The organism is Leptolyngbya sp. AN02str, assembly GCF_050565595.1.
In the GTDB taxonomy this organism is placed as follows: Bacteria; Cyanobacteriota; Cyanobacteriia; order Elainellales; family Elainellaceae; genus Kaiparowitsia.
In genome coordinates this window covers 14,297-34,353 of record NZ_JBNXVR010000029.1, presented here as the reverse complement: position 1 = coordinate 34,353, position 20,057 = coordinate 14,297, and the positions used below count along the sequence as shown (strand labels likewise).

Below are 20,057 nucleotides of genomic sequence, written 5' to 3'. Positions count from 1 at the left end.
AGCCTTCGGGTTGGAGTGATGTTGACAACAAACGATAAATCCAAAATCCAAAACCCAAAATCCAAAACCCAAAATCTAAAATTCAACCTAAACGGTATTCAATCCTGCAAACTCACTCGCTTGCGTAACGCTGTGTAACTAACTCTGGACAATTTGTTTAAGTCTGAGGGGAGAACAAAGTGAGCGTGATACCTTGGCATCAATTAAGACTGTATACAGCCTGTGCGATCGCCTTATCCGCTTGCCTTGTTTTCATTGCTCACCTATCCAACGCGTTGAAGGAGCAACATTATGGTGTTACAAACCCCTCCTCCTCCCTCCATTACCCCCGGCCAAATGAATTTGTTGCGCATCGTTGCATCTATGGCCTGGGCCGACGGCAACCTAGCCGAGGAAGAGGTTGACCTCATGCTTGATCGGTTTAGCGGAATGTTTGCTGCCGATGCACCCCAGCACCACGCCCTACGCGAGGAGCTGCGCGACTATATGATGCAGAACATTCCTCTCGAAGAACTGATTCCTAAACTGCAAACCCCCGCCGAGCGCGAACTGGTGCTGCGCCTTGGCTACGAAGTGATTCGCTCTAGCGCTCGTGCCCCCAGTGAAGATCTAATCAATGATGAAGAAGCCGTAGCCTACCAAAAGCTCATTTCCTTGCTGGGATTTGCACCCGAAACTACCCAGCGCATCGAAGCTGAAGCCATTCAAGAGCTGAGCACCTGCGACAACATGGTCGATTGTCTTACTCGCCAGCTCGAAAACTTCATGCATCACTAAGTTTGAGCGCTGCTTGCCTAGGTCTCCAGAAGTGCAAAAGCCTGTCGTTGTTAAACTTCGGCAGGCTTTTTGCAGGTTGTGTTTTGAGGAGTCTGTTACTGAGTGCAGTAGGCGAAATAGAGAGAGAGCTGATTGTCAGGCCCGCTCTCCCTAGAATCAGTCCCTCCGCTTAGGCTTTGTCTATCTGCGTGAAGAGTTGGGCTGTGTGCGAGTTCGTTAAGGTACAGGGATGGAGAGCATACTTGCAGGACAAGGTGATGTTCTAGATGTGTGGTTATTGGTTGTGGAAGGGGTACATCGCACCCCTTCCACAACCAATAACCACACATTTGAAACACGATCCAGGACAACCACGATGGACAGCGCCAAAAGAACCCGACAAGATACAAACCTTGATTCTATAAGAAGCGAGGTTGAACAGGAATTTGACAACGAATTTGGAACGCAAGCTCCAATAGATTCGAATGCGATCGCTTTGTCCAATCTTGCAGATGAGATCGGTTTAGAAGAAGTCGAACTCAACCAAGGAGTGATTGACACCATCGCCACAAATAACACTAACGACAATTTGAATGGGAATGATGACGTAAATGTGGATGCAATGGATGATCAAGAACAGATCAGCGATCTACCTCAAGAGTTGACCGAATCCTACGGCACTGGGCTACAAGGACAGCCCAGCGATCGCGCTGGGCGATACTCTCGTCGCGAAGAGCATATCCTCAACGAGCCGGACTATACCCTCACAGGTGGAGATGTAGACGCCAACTACGAAGATGCCGAATCTGTAGGCGAAGAAGGGGTGGGTGGTACAGCCGCAACTCCCGACCAAGATGTAGTGGAAGACCTAGCCGCTGCCGTTGGCATTCAAATGGACGATCGCAGTTTTTTGAGAACCAATGACATGTTGGAACAACGAGATGACCGTCGTTGGGAGCTAGATCCCAAGTCCTCCGAGGATTATTCAGAGCGTCGAGATTAGCGGAAATGTTGTGTTTCACGGGCCCATAACCTTGCCTAGCGGGAATGGCGATCGCCAGGTTAGCCAAGACGAGTGTTTTTGAGTCCCTTGACTCAGCAAAGAGGTTCTAAAAATACGCTCATTTATTTAACAGTTTTGGGCGTTTTGCGCATTCAAAAAACGGAGCAAATCATGAGACCTCCTGCGTAGATCACTGTGCGCTGCTACGCAGGGATCTACGCAGCAAAAAGCCAGTCATGCAGGAGGTCGATTGAAGTCACTTTATGCGCTCATCTCCAACATCCGTTGGATAGGGCGCAATGCGGCTGCTTGAATGGGTTCTGGCAGCGTAATTTCTGGCTGGCGCGTCTTCATGCACAAATACAGCTTCTCTAGCGTGTTTAGCCGCATGTGGGGGCACTCATTACAGGCGCACTGGTTCATGGGTGGTGCGGGAATAAACTGCTTGTTGGGTTTGGCCTTCTGCATTTGGTGAATGATGCCGGGTTCGGTCGCCACAATAAAGGCTTGGCTGGCGCTCATTTGTGCGTAGTTGAGCAATGCTGTGGTGGAGCCAATATAGCGAGCATGGCGCAACAGCGCAGGTTCACATTCGGGATGGGCAATCACTTCGGCTTCGGGATGTTGAATCTGTAGTTCAACTAACTTCCGTTCCGAAAATGTTTCGTGCACCATGCAACTTCCCTGCCACAGAACCAAATCCCTCCCCGTTTGCTCCATAACATATCGTCCTAGGTTGCGATCGGGCGCAAAAATAATGGGCTGATCTGCCGGAATTTGCTTCACAATGTTGACCGCATTGGAGCTGGTGCAAATGATGTCGCTCATCGCTTTGATTTCTGCGGTGCAGTTGATGTACGACACAACTAAATGCCCCGGATGGGCAGCTTTGAACTCGGCAAAGGCCTGGGGTGGGCAGCTATCGGCCAGGGAGCAACCCGCTTCTAGATCGGGCAATAGTACGAGCTTGTGTGGATTGAGAATTTTGGCGGTTTCGGCCATGAAGTGCACGCCCGCAAACACAATGACATCAGCATTGGTTGCGGCGGCCTGTTGCGATAGCCCCAACGAATCGCCAATGTAGTCGGCAATGTCCTGGATATCTGGATCTTGGTAATAATGTGCCAGAATGACCGCTTTTAGCTCGCGCTTGAGGTCGGCGATCGCCCCAAACAGGTCTTGTGGCAGGGCATTTGTGTGACTTGAATTTTGGTGAGATAAAACAGTCGCAAACACGTCAAATATGCGCTCCAGTCGCGATGGCCGACAACAACACGGAATCGTTACGAAAGAGTTTTAGTCATTTCTACCAAAATATTATAGTCATTTTTACCAAAACTGGAGGAGCGTGTGACAGTTTTGCTAACCCCAAGCTACCTTGGGCGATCGCCCCGGCATTCCTTAGGTCAATTTCACCAAATCATCGAGTTCGGCATAGTCGGGTACTTGGGCATCAATGAGCTGTCCCTGGCGAATCACTAGGCGATCATGCTGCGATCGCGACAGCAGTTCACTAAAGTAGCGCCCTCGGAATAGCACCAAATCGGCGAGTAAGCCAACGCCAATGCGCCCCACCTCTGGCAGCCCCATCAAATCGGCTGGCGTTTGCGTCACCACATGGCACCAGTCTCCATAGGGCGAATCGAGTTGGGCAATGCGAATGCCCTGAGTCAACACTTCCAGAACATCGTGGTCGCCAAAGGCATGGAACGGGTCGCGGCAGTTGTCGCTGGCGATCGCCACCGGAACTCCGGCCTGCTTCAGTTCATGCAGCAGCGTTACTCCGCGCCAGCGAGGCGTGTAGCTGGTTTGGTCTGGTAGATGGGCGAGGCGATCGCCCGATTGCATCACCCAGTTTTGCGACGTACGCTGATTGCGATCTTGCAGATACATGTTGCACATAGGCAGACTGACTACGCCAATTCCCGCATCCTTCACCAAGCCAATGGTTTTTTGCACATCGCTGATATCCTGCACCGCAAGGCTACAGCAGTGACCACACACAATTTGATGCGGAAACTGATGGCGCACCGCTGCGGCTGCTACGTGCCGCAGCGTTACATCATCCGGATTGCCACTCTCGTCGGTATGAAAGTCCAGCGCTAGTTGCCGTTCCTTGGCCAGTTCAAACACGCGGTTAATCTGTGCATCCAATTCGGGATTCATGTAAACGACCCCACCCAAAATGCCGCCCACCTCGGCTACTAAGTCGGCCAACGTTTCGCCTTCTGGGGTTAGAAAATACTCCAACGGCACTAGATTGACCGCCTGCAACGTGATGCGATCGCGCCACTCCTCTCGCAGGGTTTTTAACACGTCAAAGCTAATGTTGGCCTGCTTGCCAAAGGAATCAATATGGGTGCGAATGGCTGCCGTGCCGTGGGCGTAGCTGCACTTTAGGCCAAACTCCATGCGGCGATACACATCTTCTGCATTCCAGCGCGATTCTGAATCGTTCCGAACTGTGTTCAGTGCATCCTCAAATGTGCCTCCCAAATTGGGCGATCGCTCCCAAATGTGCCCCTTATCCAAATGGGTGTGCATATCCACAAAGCCAGGGAAAAGCGTGCCTTGCTGCACATCCACCCAGGGCACGGATGCATCAACGGCGGCATGAGTTGTCTGTCCAGCTTCTACAATTTGGGCAATGCGCCCGTCCACAATCTCCACATCTACCCAGGCCAACCCATCTCGCGTATGGGCCTGGAGCGGTTGAGTCAGCAGCGAAACCGGAACATGGGCATTTTTAAGCCAATAATGAGCGGAAGCAGGAAAGACAGACCGAAAATCAACCATGATGAACCTTTGGCGGAAAACAGAAAGACAGAACCGAATCGTTATAGTGAGAGAGCGATCTCATAACTCTCACGATGGATTTTGCGGATGAGTGGCAGCACGCTTGAGCTACAGCATTATTTAGATGAGCAAGGTCGGGTGTGTACCTGGCCATCGAAGCGGCATCGCAACAAGCAAAGAGCAGTGCTGCGCTACCTGGTATTGCAATTTGAACCTCACCGGAGGTATCGCGAGGCGGAAGTCAATGCCCTGCTCAATCAGCATCACACATTTCACGATCCGGCGTTACTGCGACGAGAGATGTTTGACCATCAATTGATGGATCGGGAGCGCAATGGCTCTGCCTATTGGCGGATGGATGAGTCCGAAATCTAGTTCTCTCGCTTAATCGCGCTTTCGTGCCAGTGTCGCAGCAGCATATCCGAAAATAGCGTTAGTCCAACAAAAATCAGAACGCCGAGCCCAGTTGTCATTAATAGGGCGGCAAACATGCGGGGAATTTGCAAATTGAAGCTCGACATCAAAATTTGGTAGGCAATGCCCGATCGTGTGCCGCCTGTTCCGGCCACAAACTCAGCAACCACCGCACCAATCAGCGCTAAGCCACCGCTAATGCGCAACCCACCCAAAAAGTAGGGCAGCGCACTGGGCAACCGCAAATAGCGCAGCGTTTGCCAACGGTTGGCTTTGTACAGTTGAAACAGGTTGAGCAGGTTGTGATCGGCGCTGTTGAGCCCCAGGGTGGTGTTGGACAGAATGGGGAAAAAGGCAACAATCCATGCGCAAATGACGAGGGACACAAACGTGGCCTGTTCTCCCTGAACGACTTGCCGCACCCACAGAATAATTAGAGGGGCGATCGCTACGATCGGCGTTGTTTGCAAAATCACCGCATAGGGAAAGAGACTGCGCTCGACCCATTTGCTTTGGGTAAACAAGATGGCGACTGCCAAACCCGACACGATCGCCGCTGCAAAGGCCACCAGCGTAATCTTCAGTGTGATTAGCAAAGATGGAAATAGAGAACCCCACTCATTCACCAACGTTTGGGCAACCAAAATTGGCCCTGGCAAAATGTAAGGCGGCGTATTGGTGAGGCGCACTCCCACCTCCCAAAGCACCAGCACCAGCATTCCCACCATGACAGGAGCCAACATATCGGGTGACAAAAACTGCCGCAGGGGATGGGGCTTGGCCGTCATTTCGGCCTGTTGTGCTTCGGATGCTGTGGCCGTAGCGGAAAGCTGACTAAATAGATTGGACATAGCAGGAGCGATCGCCTCAACAATGCACGACAGGTTCGGCTGTACACCAGTTCAGCTCAGGATGAGTTACGCAACAGAATCAACCATATTAGCCCGAGGCGATGGCGATTCCGAAAACGGCTCTTTGTGATGATTGGCCGCCCGCGACAAACAGGCCGAAATCTCACGGCAGTACTGATTAAAGAGGGGACTTGTGCGAAACTCCTCGGTGCGAGGATAGGGAGCTTCGATCGCCACATCGGCCACCACTCGTCCAGGACGGGCCGCCATCACAATCACCCGGTTTGACAAATACACCGCCTCGTAAATGTTGTGGGTGACAAACACAACCGTCCACTGCTTTTGCTGCCACAAATCCAATAAATCGCTGTTGAGCCTGCTGCGAGTCATTTCATCCAGTGCGCCAAAGGGTTCATCCATGAGCAGCACTTCGGGCTTGGTAACCAGTGCCCGCGCAATGGAAACGCGCATTTTCATGCCGCCAGATAACTCTCGGGGATAGCACGATTCAAACCCGGTGAGATCCACCATGGCGATCGCCTCTGCCACTGCTGCATCCGAGGCCGCCTTGGACATGCCTGCCAGTTTCAACGGCAGCCGCACGTTATCTTCTACGGTGGCCCATGGCATCAATGCCGCTTCCTGAAACACAAAGGCCAACTTGTTGCGCGCATTGCTGCCCCAGATAAGCTGGCCGCTGCTCATTTTGCCTAGCCCTGCCACCAGTCGCAGCACGGTGCTTTTGCCACAGCCCGACGGCCCCAAAAGGCTGACAAACTGCCCATCGTTGATGGTCAAGTTCAAATCGTGAAGGGCGGTTGTGCCGTTGGAATAAACCTTACGAACGTTGTTGAGCGTAAACGTTGGGGTGGAACTCATGGAGCAAACTCCTGCAAACGTGAGGAAGCGAGGCAAACAACGTTGGATAACTTAGACGGTTGGATAACTTAGGGTGAACTAGGGTGAACCGGACTTGTGCGATCGCGACGCATTTCATTGCTTAATGCACCATCCGGTTCACCCCAACCCAAAACTAGCTCTTGTAGGTGTCGGCACCCTTATTAACAAACTGAAGCGTATAAGCCTGTTTGAAATCGGTTGAGGAATTGAACACAGACTCAGCAGCCATCGTGTCAAAAAACTCCTGCCAGCGGACATCGGTCATTGCGCCAATGCCTAGCGTTTCAGCATCGCCCGAGTCCACAATTCCGTATTCCTTCATCTTTTCGATGCCATACGCAATTTTCTCGTCCGTCATTTCAGGATTATCTTGCTTAATCAGCTCATTGCCAGGGCTTGGATCCCCATATAAATAGCTGTACCATCCCTTAATCGACGCATCGACAAACCGCTGCACCAAGTCAGGATTTTGCTCCACCAATTCGCGCTTACATTCAATGGTGGTGGAGTAAGGGATATAGCCATAGTCCGCCAGCAAAAAGACCTTAGGCTCAAAACCGCCTTCTTTGGCGATCGATAGTGGCTCAGAACTCAAGTAGCCCTGTTGTGCCGATTGCTTATCCGCCAAAAAAGGCCCAGGGTTAAAGTTGTAAGGGCGCTTCATATCTTCGGTAAACCCGTACTTGGCCTGCAAAAATGGCCAATAGGTTACGTTCGCTGCCGAAGAAATAAAGATGGGCCGACCCTTCAAGTCTTCAATCGAATCGGCAGTATCCGGGTGGGCCACCAAAATTTGAGGATCTTTTTGGAACATGGCGGCGACCGTCACTTTGGGAATGCCCTCTTCAATGGCCTTAATGGCGTCTGATGCATAGCCCATGAAAAAGTCAACCGCACCACCCATTAACAGCTGGGTGCCATTCACTTGGGGACCACCCATTTGAATACTCACATCCAATCCATACTCGGCGTAAATGCCAGTGGCAACGGCTTGATAAAATCCACCGTGCTCCGCTTGCGCATACCAGTTGGTTCCGTAAGAAACTTTGGTGAGCTCACCTGTTGGGGATGGGCTAGCGGTGGTAGAAGCCGCATCCGTTGTGGATTCATCAGAGGTGGACTGACTCGATGTGCAAGCTGCCAGCAAACTGGTACCGACTACCATTGCACTGTATTGCAAAAATCGACGACGCTTAATGGCTGCGAAACGATACAGCGGAGATCGCGAATGATTCATCAAATCCTCCTAAGAGATCCGAAAAACTGGCATAGAGGGAATCATAACCGGGCAATGTAATGATCCTGCATTCCAATATCAGAGGCTAACAAGAAGCAGGAAAGCCGTTTTGTATTTAGAGTTACGCTACCTGGCTCTTATCAAGTATTTGCGTGGGAAGGAGTAGAAACTAAAAACGAAAATGTCAAAAATAACAGGATGAATATGATGAATGAATACTCTTGCAGGCCGTACAGCGCTAGATGCAGGGATGAATGATCGTCTGTTGGGCGAGGATCCTCACTCAGCGAGGGCAAAAAAGGTGCGAACTAACCTGGCGATCGCGATGTATGGCAATGAGACCCTGTTTCTGAGGCTGTGCTGTGGGAGGGCGCTATGAGCAGTTGTGCACCCGTGGCGGCTGAGTCAAACCAAACTGGAGGCAAAAGCGGAATCAGGGATCGGTGCAATTAAGTTTCGCGAGGTCAAGTCTGTCGCGATAAACCGTTGACCCGATCAAGGTGAGCTAAAAAAGCGATTATTCTGGCCCGTTGTTCTTAACTCCTTGCTGTGTGATCCAGTGAATGACCTGGTGACCAAGCTGAACGTGACTCAGCCGATCAATCTCGCGAATGCCTGTTGGACTCGTCACGTTTACTTCTGTAAGGTACCCACCAATGACATCAATGCCAACAAACCATAGCCCGTCTCGCTTGAGGACGGGGGCGAGTTGGCGACAGATGTCGCGCTCTCGCTCGGTAATATCGACAGAGGCGACTCGGCCACCAACGGCCATGTTGCCGCGAAAGTCTCCGCCCGATGGAATGCGGTTGACTGCACCAATGGGTTCGCCGTTGAGTAAAATGATGCGCTTGTCTCCATCCTTGGCGGCGGGGAGGTAGGCTTGCGCCATGATGGGAAACTGGCCTTGCTGCGTGCTGATTTCGACTAGGGAATTAAAGTTGCGATCGCCCGCTTCCACTAGCAGAATTCCCTCCCCACCTTTGCCACCAAGAGGTTTGAGTACGGCCATGCCCTGCCGTTCTACAAACTCCCGAATCACCGACTTTTCTGTGGTGACAATGGTTTCGGGAATGGCTTCGGTAAATTGAAGCGCGTACATCTTTTCATTCGCTGCTCGCAACCCCCGAGGTGAGTTGATCACCTGAGTTTTTTCTGGGTCAATGTAGTCCAGGATGTAAGTTGCATACAGGTAAGCCACGTTGACGGGTGGGTCGGTACGCATGAACACGGCATCCATGCTTTCCAATGGCATGAGCATGCGATCGCCTAGTTGGTACCAGGGATTTGCGGCAACCCAGCGTCCATCCACTAGCTCAACCGGGATGAGCTGAACAGGTTGGAGCAAACCCCAAGCCTTACCTTGAATAACGCTGAGATGCCCTGCTTCTGTGATCCACACTTCGTGTCCCAACTGTTGGGCGGCTTCCATGAGTGCCACGCTGGTATCGTGGCCTGGATCTAACCGATGAATTGGATCAATGATGAATGCGAACTTCACAGCAGCTAACCTTATCTGAAAACTTAATGAGCGCCGACCAAGAGAGGATCGAGCTTGCCTTGGGCATCAAGCGCATGCAAATCATCGCATCCACCCACATGCTGATCATCAATAAAGATTTGAGGGAGCGATCGCCGTCCATTGGATCGTTTTGCCATCCCTGCTCGAGCGGCTTCATCCCCATCAATACAATATTCGGTGTAGTCAACCTGTTTCCGGTCGAGCAATGCTTTGGCTCGAACACAGAAGGGGCACATACTCCACGTGTAAATTTCAACCTTGGCTGCCATAGAGGTTCTCGACTAGCAACATTTCTTCATCATACTAGCGTTCAAGAAATCCGACTGGCTTTATTAAGGCTTGTATTGCGAGTGCCTGCGGGGCTAGGTGAGCCATTCGCACAACAACGGTTGCCAAATGTGCAATTCCCCATTCTGCGAGGAGCGGCTAATCGGCCGTGGTTCATCTGTTTAGAACATAATCGGCTAATCTTTGTGAAAAGCGCTTCGATTCTAAAACTTCATCAATCCTGCGATTCGTCGCCAGGAAGTGAGGGCATAATGAACGGGATTCTCTGTATCCTTTGCTTATCCAATGAAACAAGCTCCAGTTACGCTTCTAAATTCATTGCTATTAAAACTGTCGTGTGTGCTGCCAGCCACCGCTTTGACGATGAGCCTGGGGGGAATGCCTGCCTTTGCGCAGCGATCGCCGCTGTATAACCCCATTCCTTTGCCATCCGAAAACCAAATTACCGACACCCTCAGCAATCAAGATATTCCGACTGGAGATGGCGGTTATGCTCGCGACTACGTTGTTTCGCTGCAAGAAGGCGATCAGGTCGTTATGGATTTAACGTCGGATCAGTTTGATACGATTTTGACGCTAATTAGCCCAGAAGGCACGACCGTTGGGCAAAACGACGATGGCCCCGATGGCACAACAAATTCCCAGCTCTATTTGCGAATTGCCACGTCGGGAAACTACATTGTGCGAGTTTCTCCATTTGGTGGGCAAGGCGCTGGTTCGTTTACGCTGCAAGTCACCCGTCTTAGGCCCGTCGGTGAAAACTGTCCCTAAGAGTGAGTTCTGATATTCCAACTTTGCGGAGTTTCAACTTCACGCGGTTTGATATTGCAACGGTTGGTACCACACAGAATTTGGATCGATGAGCTTCTTAAATGATTCTCGAATTCTGGCGGTTTTAAGCCTTTGCATCGCTCAACAACGGTTGTTTTGAAACCTGGATGGATAGTTCAGGTTTCAAAACGCTTCTCCTGGTTCGGTTTGTGGTGCAGTCTGTGCGATCGCCATTCCGCACATCATGGAGGTTGCGATCGCTCATCCGTTCTAAATAATTCCTTCGCTTAATTAAGATTGCGTTACAAATTGCATGTGTCGAACTCGCCATAGGGAAGTATGGAGATTGAACCCCAAACTTCAACCATGTCCGTGGGGTGAGGTGTGTTGTATGCAATTAACCATTCCAGATTCTGTTACTCAGTCCATTCGTTTGCCCGAAAGCCGAGTTCAGCCTGAGCTATTAAAAGAGTTGGCGATCGCTCTCTATTCGCAAGAGTTGCTGTCTTTTACCAAAGCTGTTGAACTTGCCAATATTCACGAAGATGAATTTAGCCAGCTTGTGGGTTCGCGAGGAGTCAGCCGACGCTGTGGCAGGGTTGAAATGAACGGTGAATCGGTATATGTATGCAGCGAGTGAGGCCATATCCAGCACCGACAGTTGCTCCTTCGTCTTTAACGAGATCTCATCAGACCTGGGCGCTCGTTGGCAATGGCTTGTAGCTAAAACTCGACTTTACAGTTCAAAATGCTGGGTGCCCTCGCTGTTCTAAGTACCTCGACACCATTAAAGTCCAGACCCTAAAATCTTGTGCGCATGGTACAAGATTTTAGGTTTTATGTTTAATGATGGCTGACTCCTTAGCTGTTTTCGTCGTTGATGTTCTCGCAGTTACTGAACAATGCGACCCATATAGTCGCCCCAAAGCTGCGCTGCTTGGGAACTTGCACCGTTGGTGGGTGAGTTGTCATCATTGCCAAACCACACCCCTGTAGTCACATTCATGCTGGGAATGTATCCCACAAACCAGAGATCTCGGTTGTCATTGTTTGTACCTGTTTTTCCAGCTTCGCCACGGCCCAACGCCGCCGCCCGCCCAGTGCCAGATTGCACCACCCCCTGCAACAGCGAGGTCATGGTTGAAGCAATTCCTTCTGAAAGGACTTGCCTGCTGCGGCCACGCTGCTGATTGATGTCAAAAATGACGCGGCAGGTGGCTAAATCATCGGGATTCTCGCAATCGCTACTGTCCAGAATCCGTCGAATTGTGTAGGGCTTGTTATACACTCCGTCGTTATCCAAAACGGCGTAGGCTCCGGTCAAATCTAGCAGCGTAACCTCGCTTTGACCTAGTGCCAGTCCGGGAACGGTTTGCAGCTCTGTTTGTATGCCCATGCGCTTGGCTAATTGCGCCACTTGGTTTAGGCCCGCTTCTCTTGCCACCCGCAACGCAATCACGTTCTCAGAAAGGGACATGCCTGTAAACATGTCCGCGCTGCCTGCACCCGTGCGTTCGCACCCTCGAAACGATTGGCCTTCCCAATCCATCCTTGAGCAGGAAAAGGATTGGTAGGGAGATACCCCCTGTTCCAGCGCTGCGGCGTAGTCAAAAATTTTGAACGTTGAGCCCGGTTGCCGAATGGCTTGACCGACACGATTGAATTGATTCTCAAAAAAATCGTAGCCACCGACGAGTGCTAGCACCTCTCCATTGCTAGAGTCGAGCGTGACCAATGCCCCCTGCGAGAATCCAGCACTGGCCCCTAGAGAGTCGATACTACTCTTCAAGGTTCGCTCGGCCTGGTCTTGAAACCGGGGATTGAGCGTGCTTTCAACGATAAAGTTTCCTTCTTGAGCAAGCTGGCTCCCCAGTAACTCTTCTAGCTCAGAAAAAACTTGACTATAAAAATAAGGAGCGATGCTGCTCTGCAACTCCTCAATGGCCTCGGGGTTAATGTCAATCCGCGATCGCCGTGCCCGTTCTGCCTCCTCCAGGCTAATTTTGCCTTGCGCTGCCATACGGTTAATCACGCGATCGCGCAGCTCCACTGCCTCATCATAATTTTGAATCGGATTAAACAGGTTCGGAGCCGGCAGCATCCCCACCAGTGTGGCCGCTTCAGAAACGGTCAACTCTCGAGCTGGCTTGCCAAAATAAAACCGTGCTGCATCCTCAAATCCGTAATTGCCATATCCCATATACACTCGATTGAGATAGGTCAACATCAAAAAGTCTTTGCTGTAGTAGGTTTCCAACTTCAGCGCCACCACCGCTTCACGCAGCTTCCGCCCAGCAGAATCTTCGGTTCCTACATACGATCGAAAAATGTTGCGTGCCAATTGCTGGCTTAGGGTGCTGCCCCCTTCCCGAATCTCTCCACCTAAAATGTTGGTGACAAGCGCCCGCGCAATCCCGGCGGGGTCGATACCCAAGTGCCAATAATACCGACTATCTTCTGATGCGGTCAGTGCCTTGGGGAGATAGGGAGAATAATCTGAAAGGCGATCGAGTTCTGTATGGCCTCGAGTTCGCTGAGGATTGAGCGGAGTCTGGTTATCGCGGGCGTATACAATTACAGGCCCATTTACCGATGGCGGCAACGGACGCACCGAGAACTTGGTCCACTCGGTGGCAATCCAAGCCGCGGTCAAGGCGGTAATCCCCGTAAACCCATACATCGCATACTTAGCGGTTTTGACATACCACGGTGGCGGGTCGATGTATCGCACTTCAACGCCAGTTGCCAAATCCGCTGGCCCTAGGGTTAAAACATCTCCATGGCGTAGCGCCAGCTTTGTAAGCCGTCGCTTGCCGCGATAAATCCCATTGGTTGAGTCTTCGTCGCGCAGGACAAATGGAGCACCTGGTTTACGGCTATCGCGGTTAAGTGATAGATGAACCTGGCTCACAACCGGGTTGCGCACCACAATGTCACATGACCGAGAGCTGCGTCCCAACAGGTAGCGATCGCCCAGCAGGGGATAAACTTCCGGCTGGGCAACATCAGAATCTTGAACCCAAAGCTCTGGAACCTTTGAATTGGGCTTAAGCTTGAGCTTCGAAAAATTAACCTTAGCCGCCTGAACCGCTTGAGTCAAAGTGCCCAAAAAAGTTCGGGTCGGATTAGGGGATGGAGGGGGAACTTGTGGCACAGTCATCCAGCAAGACCTTGCGTGCTTGACGTCACATCACACTATAAAAACAGATGCGAACGGACCTTTTCCGGATCAATCGACATCCAAATCAATCCCTATTATGACGCAGCTCTTCGTTGAAGGAGATCTGATTCGACCTGATAGCCGTAGAACTATGTGCAGTTTTATTGATCCGAGTAAAAAATAATGAGCGAGTCCGTACATTTACGGCTGTTTGATAACACGCTTTTTGGTTACTTAAGCGCTCTCAAAAACCATGTAAACCAAGCAATAGATTCTTTCCGTACAATTTGTTCTGAATGAAGCAACTTAGGGAACTCTGAGTATATTGAAAAACCCATATGGTTTTACAAAGATTAAATCCCGATAGTTCCCGCAGGTTATGGTAAACAAGAGGGTTGCGATGTTGAGCCCAGAGAGTAAATCTATCTGCCAGGTTGATGACACAACTGACGTTGGCAGACAAGAGCAGCAACGTCTTAAAGTCATGTCAGAACTGGGCTTAATGGACGTTGAAAGCGTTCCAATTTTTGAAGAAGCGACCCAAACGGCAGGCCATTTACTGAGTGCTCCTATCTGCATTTTGGGACTAATGGATCACGAACGCCAGTGGTTCAAATCGGCCATTGGGTTGTCGCGCATTGGCTTGATGAACGACTTGGCTGCGTCTCGACAATTGCCAAGGCAAGATTCATTTTGTGTCGCGGTCGTTGAAACCCGCAAAGTTCTAGTGATCAATCATGCGTCAGCAGATGATCTCTACAAAAAAGCTCCCCTAGTACAACGGTATGGCATCCAGGCCTATGCAGGGGTGCCGCTCATGACATCTTCTGGCCTCTGCGTTGGCACGCTGGCCGTGATGGATTTGGCTCCGCGCAACTTTTCGTTCAAAGATATTGAACTGTTGGAACTCATTGCACGCTGGGCGATGAGCGAGTATGAACGCAATCAATTGCGTCGGCAAGAGTCACTAGATACGGGGAATCCATCAGGTTTTGATGGAGAAGGAACTTCGGTGAGTGTTGTAAAAGCTAGCCTGATGAGCCAGATGGCACAGGAATTGAGAACGCCGTTAACCTCCATCTTAGGCATGGCTAGCGTTCTAACCCGTGAAATTTACGGACCGTTGACGGGTAAGCAAAAGGAATATTTGGATATCATCCACAACAGTGGACAGTATTTGCTGTCGGTCTTGACAGAAATGCTAGAACTAGGTGGGCTCAACGATCGCAACTATTCACTCAACTTGGCTCCGATTGACGTGGAAATGCTATGTCAGCAAGCGATCAATACGCTGGAGCAAGCTGCATCCCGACGCAATCAAAAACTGCGGCTTAGCATTGAGCCAGGAAATCGCATCTGGCTTTTGGACAAAGATAAGATTCGCCAAATGTTGTATCACTTGGTGTTTAGCGTGATTCAGCTAGCCAGTACTGACAGCACAATTCGCATTCATGTTTCCCGTCGACAAAATCGCTTGAATATGAATGTATCGGCCTCACATCCTTGGTTAGGGGATGGTTTGATGCATTTAGATGCTGACAGTGGAGCCGGCTTGAATGGGTCCGCAAACCTGTGGGATGCAAACCAGTCTGAACTGACTGATGCTGGTGAAGGGTGGGGCCATGAACCCCTATTGCGATCGCCCCATACCACTTCATCCGAACCAGGCTCTCATGCTCCAGAGGCGGATGTGCAGCCAGCTAGCCTATCTCGCCAAAATCTTGGGTTGAATTTGAGCCGTCAGCTGGCAGAAATGCACGGTGGACGCATCACCATTCAAGGCTCGGCTGAGTCTGGTTATCGCTATGTGGTCAGCATTCCTCAAATTACCGAAATGGATGGCGAGGCTCTTGCTTAAGCCCGTAACGAATCTTCAGAGGGACTGGAGGGTTCACTATCTCGGGGTTCTTGCGATGGATTAGGGACCCTCGCCAAGGCCTATCCCTCTGGAGTCAGTGACATCGCTTAGGGAATGCCTGTATGATGCTGGTGTAAGGATCTTGATCATTTTGATGAATTCGTTATGATCAGGATATGTATTCATTCCTAACTTCTGTTGGCTATGAATATTTCGGTCTCGATTCAGCTAGGTTCAAGTCTGTAACCGAAGGAGTTACTCGCTAATGGACTATATTGATAAGGTTCTGGAAAAGCTTAAGGAGTGGGCCAAAAAGTTGGTTGAGGCTCTCCTGGGTCCAGATGTCCAGCCTGAACCTGAGCCTATCCCAATTCCTGTAAGAGACCGCGATCGCCGTTAAGAGGCATCGATTCGGTACTGATTTAGAGTGTAATGCTTTGGTAGATTTGGCTCGTTCTTATCGCATTTTGGTTCTTCATGGACCAAATCTCAACCTTTTGGGTAAGCGTGAGCCCGGAACCTATGGCTTATCTACCCTGGCAGAAATTAATCAATCCCTGGAAAAGTTGGCAGTTCACTTATCTTGTGAGCTGTCAACTTTTCAATCTAACCATGAGGGCGAACTGATTGATCGTATCCATGCTGCAATGGACAAGCACCATGGAATTCTCATCAATCCTGGGGCCTATACCCATACCAGTGTTGCCATTCGAGATGCGATCGCAGCAGTAAGTCTTCCCACGGTTGAGGTTCACCTCAGCAACATTCACAAACGTGAATCATTTAGACACCATTCCTATATTGCTCCAGTAGCGATCGGGCAGATTAGTGGATTTGGGCCAAATAGCTACCTGCTCGGTTTGCGGGCGCTAGTCGAGTATTTGCAACTTCAATCGAACGCGTAATCTATAAGAATTAGGCTTAAAAACAGCCAGTGGATTGTAATACTAGAATCCACTGGCTTGTTTCTTGAAATTGCAGTAGCGCTAACGATGGCCGTTAGAGGGAGCGTGCTGCAGAACGCGCTCGGCTACCTTGTCTGGGACTTCTTGCAGGTGGTCAAATTGCCATCGGAATGACCCTACTCCCATGGTGAGCGATCGCAGTTCAACAATCAGGTCATGCATTTCGGCTTGGGGAAGATGAACTTGTACCTCATCCCAACCGTGCCAACTGGGTTTGGCGTCATAGCCCAACACCTGACCCCTTCGACCGCTGACGAGCCGCAGCACCTTGGAAGTAAAGTCGCTAGGGACAGAGATGGTCAGAGCGACAATTGGCTCAAGCAGCTGAGGCTCACACAGTGACATTCCCTCTTGCATAGCCAAGCGAGCTGCCATTTTGAATGCCTGCTCCGAGCTATCAACCGAGTGATACGACCCGTCCTTGAGAACGACTGCCACATCTACAACTGGGAAGCCCAGCGGACCATGGGCTAGCGATTCTCGTACCCCCATTTCTACGCCAGGAATGTACTGTCTTGGAACGACCCCACCAACAATCTTTTCAGCGAAGTTAAACCCGGTGCCGCGTGGTGTGGGTTGAATATCCAAATACACATCCCCAAACTGTCCATGACCACCCGTTTGGTGTTTGTAACGCCCATGCACCTTGACCGCTGGTTTGCGGATTGTTTCTTTGTAGGGCACTTGAGGTAAGTGAGTGCTCATGGGCAGGTTGTACTTCCGCCGTAGCCGATCGAGGGCAACCTGGAGATGAATATCGCCTTGTCCCCACAGAATGACCTCATGGGTATCACCATGCTGCTCCCACATGAGCGACGGATCTTCCTCTAGCAGTTTGCTCAAGGCTCCGGTAATTTTGACTTCGTCATTGCGGTTTTCGGGCGTAATAGCCATGGCAAAGACGGGAGGAAGCGTTTCTGCCTTAGGCAACTCATCGACTGCAACGGTTCCCGCGCTGAGGGTGTCGCCTGTCTTGATACCTTCCATGCGTCCTAAGGCAACGATCGCTCCAGTTGGTGCGCTGGTGAGTGATTGCTGCTGTTGCCCATTGAGCTGGTACAGGCCACCCATTCGAATGCCATTCAGGGTCATGCCATCGGTTAGAGTACCACTCCACACCCGAGCTAACGATAGTTTGCCGCCTTGAGGACTGTAGTAAGTTTTAAGAACTTGGGCGATCGCCCCCTGATCCGATACCGAAATGCCACGCCGTTCTGCGGCAACCGTTGGTTCAGGTGTCTCTTGCAAGAGCGCCTCTAGCAAAGGTCGTACGCCAAAATCTTGAGTCGCCACGCCAATAAACACAGGCACAATTTGATCGGCTCCTAACTCTAGCCGCAAATCTCGTACAATTTCCTCTTGGCTTGGCTCAATATCTTCTAACAATTCCTCGAGTAAATGGTCATCAAAATCTGCCAAAGTTTCCAACATTTCCACCCGAGCGGCATGTTCTGCTTCTTTTAGCGAGTCGGGTAATGGAATGGGATCGGCAGGACAACCCGCATGATATTGGTACGCTTGCTCAGTTACCAAATCAATAAAACCTTGCAGGGTTTCGCCTTGACCAATTGGATATTGATGTACAACAAGCGGCCGACTTGAAACGCCTTTGAGCGCATCTAGAATGTTTGGAAAAGCATCACTGGCTCGATCCATTTTATTGACAAAAACGAGATGAGGAATTTGCCAATCGTCCAAAAACTGAAATAGGGGGGCAAGCGTGAGTACCCGAGAAATTTCGGGCTCACACACAACAATTGCAGCATCTACTCCAATCAGAGCATTGTAAGCTTCTTGCACAAATTCAATCGAGCCTGGGCAGTCAACAAAGTTAAAATGAATGCCGCCATACTGAGTACTGGCGGCATTAAGCTCAAGGGTCATTTGGCGATCGCGGGCTTCTGGCGAGCTATCCCCAACCGTATTTTTATCGGTCACACTTCCTTTACGAGTTGTGCTACCTGTAACGAACAGTAAGCTCTCCAGTAATGTCGTTTTTCCGCTTAAATATGGACCCACAATCGCCACATTTCGGATACCATTAGGAACTCTTTCATTCATTAGGACTTCCTCCCAATTTGTGTAGTGAATTTGCTATCACCACATCAAATTTGATGGCCTAGAATTCGAATTTAAATTGGCAAACTAAACGGAAATTGCATCGCTAGAATTTTGTAGAGGCTAGCGATCAATCGGCCAATATAAATGATTTCTGGGTGCTAAATTTGGTGATGAAGCGGGGAATTGAGAACCTTCTACTGCATAGCATCAGATTAACTCAATCCCTTACACTCACGATTTACAGTTAGAAAAAATTCACTTCACTAAGTTTTGTGTGGGCTGATCAAGCCAAAAACGGTGTGCCCAGAGTGGAGTTTTGCGAGATGTCACCTGTTGTTTACTGAAGTTTGTAAATAAAGCTTGCGCTAGATTGTGCGATCGCTCTATCCAGTCTTTGAATTAGGCGGCACTCCACGGCATTAAATCACGCCAGTAAGGATAAATTCTGCCTTTGTCAGATGCAATGCCAAGGCGGCAAGCCAGCAACCGCATCCATCCTCTGACACTGGGCAATCCCCATACCGTCAGCCGTCGCGATCGCAGCACGTAATCTAGCGTATAGGGCTGATAATGTTGCGCAGATTCTGCCAGTACATCAGGGATGGGTTCGCCAAATTCTACTTGGAGAAATCGCACCAAGCGCATTAAAGAATCAACAGAATCCTGCGATGGCATCAATTGCTGAATCCGCGCTAAATCGAGTTGGTCTCTCCATTGGCGCAACACGTACGCTACATCCAAGATCCAAATTAAAATTGGCCCTGTCTCGTCTAGGTGCCCATCCATATGCACCACCAAATGGACAAGCATTGCATTTGGCTCCAGAACGGTCATGGATGGACATTTCAGCCGTTTTGGTGTGAGGGACGTGGTTAAATTTTTAACGGTTGTCGTTTCAAACAACCGAACCCGATGATGCACATCACACAAGATGCCCATCGTGTTGCCGTAATACACCGCATCCTCGGTTTCCATGTTGTCTCGTCGTTGAAACCCTAGCGATTCAAAGACAGCATCCACTTGGGGCATTTCATCGGCCGGAATTGAGAAATCTAAATCCGCCATCGATCGGGTGGCAGGCAGGGGATAAAAGCTGTCGGCTAAAACCACACCCTTCCACAAAACAGGGTGCAAGTCTTTCCGCTGCATCGCGGCTAAAATGCCATCCAGTGTTAGCAAATTCAACGTATTGCGCGTCTTCACTTCTTGATAGTGAGTTAGCATCGATTCCCAATACTTTTTGGGAAGTGCATCTGTTAAATTCCACTCTTGCAGGGTGTAAGTAACCAGGGGAACCAAGCGGTGCAAAGCAAGGGTGATAAAAGTTTGCTCCCATGCTGCGGCTGTAGCGCTTACTAGCTGAGTTCTCACTTCTGCCTGGTTTTGTGGATTAGGTTGGGTAAGACAGGCTCGAATTAGAGTACGCACTAAAGCTGTAGACATGCAACGGAGACTCCAAGTTTCGGATAGTTTCG

General features: G+C 50.3%; 18 protein-coding genes. 8 read left to right on the top strand and 10 right to left on the bottom strand.

Features of this window, described 5'->3' with window-relative positions; all coding sequences use genetic code 11:
- The first annotated feature begins 291 nt into the window (after nucleotides 1–291).
- On the top strand, nucleotides 292–777 hold the full coding sequence (locus tag ACQ4M4_RS19520) for a TerB family tellurite resistance protein (RefSeq protein WP_430686129.1): 486 nt from the start codon (nucleotides 292–294) through the stop codon (nucleotides 775–777).
- 355 nt (nucleotides 778–1,132) lie between these two features.
- On the top strand, nucleotides 1,133–1,759 hold the full coding sequence (locus ACQ4M4_RS19515; RefSeq protein ID WP_430686128.1) for a DUF6335 family protein: 627 nt from the start codon (nucleotides 1,133–1,135) through the stop codon (nucleotides 1,757–1,759).
- A 261-nt stretch (nucleotides 1,760–2,020) separates the two neighbouring features.
- Here ACQ4M4_RS19515 and nadA read toward each other — a convergent pair whose 3' ends face one another.
- Both nadA and ACQ4M4_RS19505 read right to left on the bottom strand, forming a co-directional pair.
- Entirely contained in the window at nucleotides 2,021–2,995 is a 975-nt protein-coding gene (gene nadA / locus ACQ4M4_RS19510; protein ID WP_430686127.1) for a quinolinate synthase NadA, read from the bottom strand.
- A 165-nt stretch (nucleotides 2,996–3,160) separates the two neighbouring features.
- Nucleotides 3,161–4,555 (bottom strand): cytosine deaminase, encoded by a 1,395-nt coding sequence (locus ACQ4M4_RS19505; protein WP_430686126.1) that lies wholly within the window; start codon nucleotides 4,553–4,555, stop codon nucleotides 3,161–3,163.
- 87 nt (nucleotides 4,556–4,642) lie between these two features.
- On the opposite strand from ACQ4M4_RS19505, the gene ACQ4M4_RS19500 reads away from it, so the two are divergent.
- On the top strand, nucleotides 4,643–4,930 hold the full coding sequence (locus ACQ4M4_RS19500; RefSeq protein WP_430686125.1) for a DUF2087 domain-containing protein: 288 nt from the start codon (nucleotides 4,643–4,645) through the stop codon (nucleotides 4,928–4,930).
- On the opposite strand, the gene ACQ4M4_RS19495 is transcribed toward ACQ4M4_RS19500, so the two are convergent.
- The 5 genes from ACQ4M4_RS19495 to grxC all read right to left on the bottom strand — a co-directional run bounded on the left by ACQ4M4_RS19495 (nucleotide 4,927) and on the right by grxC (nucleotide 9,748).
- Nucleotides 4,927–5,820: an ABC transporter permease gene (locus ACQ4M4_RS19495; RefSeq protein ID WP_430686124.1), complete on the bottom strand. Its 894-nt coding sequence runs from the start codon at nucleotides 5,818–5,820 to the stop codon at nucleotides 4,927–4,929. The genes ACQ4M4_RS19500 and ACQ4M4_RS19495 overlap by 4 nt on opposite strands.
- A gap of 66 nt (nucleotides 5,821–5,886) precedes the next feature.
- The gene (locus ACQ4M4_RS19490; RefSeq protein ID WP_430686123.1) at nucleotides 5,887–6,699 is read right to left on the bottom strand and encodes an ABC transporter ATP-binding protein; all 813 of its coding nucleotides are present in this window, start codon (nucleotides 6,697–6,699) and stop codon (nucleotides 5,887–5,889) included.
- Nucleotides 6,700–6,853: 154 nt separating this feature from the next.
- Complete coding sequence (locus ACQ4M4_RS19485) at nucleotides 6,854–7,957, bottom strand: ABC transporter substrate-binding protein (protein ID WP_430686122.1); 1,104 nt, start codon at nucleotides 7,955–7,957, stop codon at nucleotides 6,854–6,856.
- Nucleotides 7,958–8,474: 517 nt separating this feature from the next.
- Complete coding sequence (gshB, locus tag ACQ4M4_RS19480; RefSeq protein ID WP_430686121.1) at nucleotides 8,475–9,458, bottom strand: glutathione synthase; 984 nt, start codon at nucleotides 9,456–9,458, stop codon at nucleotides 8,475–8,477.
- Between the two features lie 23 nt (nucleotides 9,459–9,481).
- Entirely contained in the window at nucleotides 9,482–9,748 is a 267-nt protein-coding gene (gene grxC / locus ACQ4M4_RS19475; protein WP_430686120.1) for a glutaredoxin 3, read from the bottom strand.
- A 304-nt stretch (nucleotides 9,749–10,052) separates the two neighbouring features.
- Here grxC and ACQ4M4_RS19470 point away from each other — a divergent pair, with 304 nt between their 5' ends.
- Together ACQ4M4_RS19470 and ACQ4M4_RS19465 are read left to right on the top strand one after the other, a co-directional pair.
- A complete protein-coding gene (locus tag ACQ4M4_RS19470; protein ID WP_430686119.1) occupies nucleotides 10,053–10,538 on the top strand; it encodes a pre-peptidase C-terminal domain-containing protein in 486 nt (161 codons plus the stop codon).
- Between the two features lie 391 nt (nucleotides 10,539–10,929).
- A complete protein-coding gene (locus tag ACQ4M4_RS19465; protein ID WP_430686118.1) occupies nucleotides 10,930–11,178 on the top strand; it encodes a UPF0175 family protein in 249 nt (82 codons plus the stop codon).
- Nucleotides 11,179–11,430: 252 nt separating this feature from the next.
- Here the strand turns inward: ACQ4M4_RS19465 and ACQ4M4_RS19460 are convergent, their stop codons facing one another.
- Nucleotides 11,431–13,698, bottom strand: a complete 2,268-nt coding sequence (locus ACQ4M4_RS19460; RefSeq protein ID WP_430686117.1) for a transglycosylase domain-containing protein — start codon at nucleotides 13,696–13,698, stop codon at nucleotides 11,431–11,433.
- A 400-nt stretch (nucleotides 13,699–14,098) separates the two neighbouring features.
- Here ACQ4M4_RS19460 and ACQ4M4_RS19455 point away from each other — a divergent pair, with 400 nt between their 5' ends.
- From ACQ4M4_RS19455 to aroQ, 3 genes are all read left to right on the top strand, one after another.
- Complete coding sequence (locus ACQ4M4_RS19455; RefSeq protein WP_430686116.1) at nucleotides 14,099–15,556, top strand: GAF domain-containing sensor histidine kinase; 1,458 nt, start codon at nucleotides 14,099–14,101, stop codon at nucleotides 15,554–15,556.
- Between the two features lie 265 nt (nucleotides 15,557–15,821).
- Nucleotides 15,822–15,956: a hypothetical protein gene (locus ACQ4M4_RS19450; RefSeq protein WP_430686115.1), complete on the top strand. Its 135-nt coding sequence runs from the start codon at nucleotides 15,822–15,824 to the stop codon at nucleotides 15,954–15,956.
- Between the two features lie 46 nt (nucleotides 15,957–16,002).
- Nucleotides 16,003–16,461 carry a type II 3-dehydroquinate dehydratase gene (gene aroQ, locus ACQ4M4_RS19445; RefSeq protein ID WP_430686114.1) on the top strand — a complete coding sequence of 153 codons (459 nt, stop codon included), beginning with the start codon at nucleotides 16,003–16,005 and terminating at the stop codon, nucleotides 16,459–16,461.
- Between the two features lie 81 nt (nucleotides 16,462–16,542).
- Here the strand turns inward: aroQ and ACQ4M4_RS19440 are convergent, their stop codons facing one another.
- Both ACQ4M4_RS19440 and ACQ4M4_RS19435 read right to left on the bottom strand, forming a co-directional pair.
- Nucleotides 16,543–18,582, bottom strand: coding sequence for an elongation factor G (locus ACQ4M4_RS19440; protein ID WP_430686113.1), 2,040 nt, complete (start codon nucleotides 18,580–18,582; stop codon nucleotides 16,543–16,545).
- Nucleotides 18,583–18,981: 399 nt separating this feature from the next.
- Entirely contained in the window at nucleotides 18,982–20,025 is a 1,044-nt protein-coding gene (locus ACQ4M4_RS19435) for a nucleotidyltransferase family protein (RefSeq protein WP_430686112.1), read from the bottom strand.
- Nucleotides 20,026–20,057 lie beyond the last annotated feature (32 nt).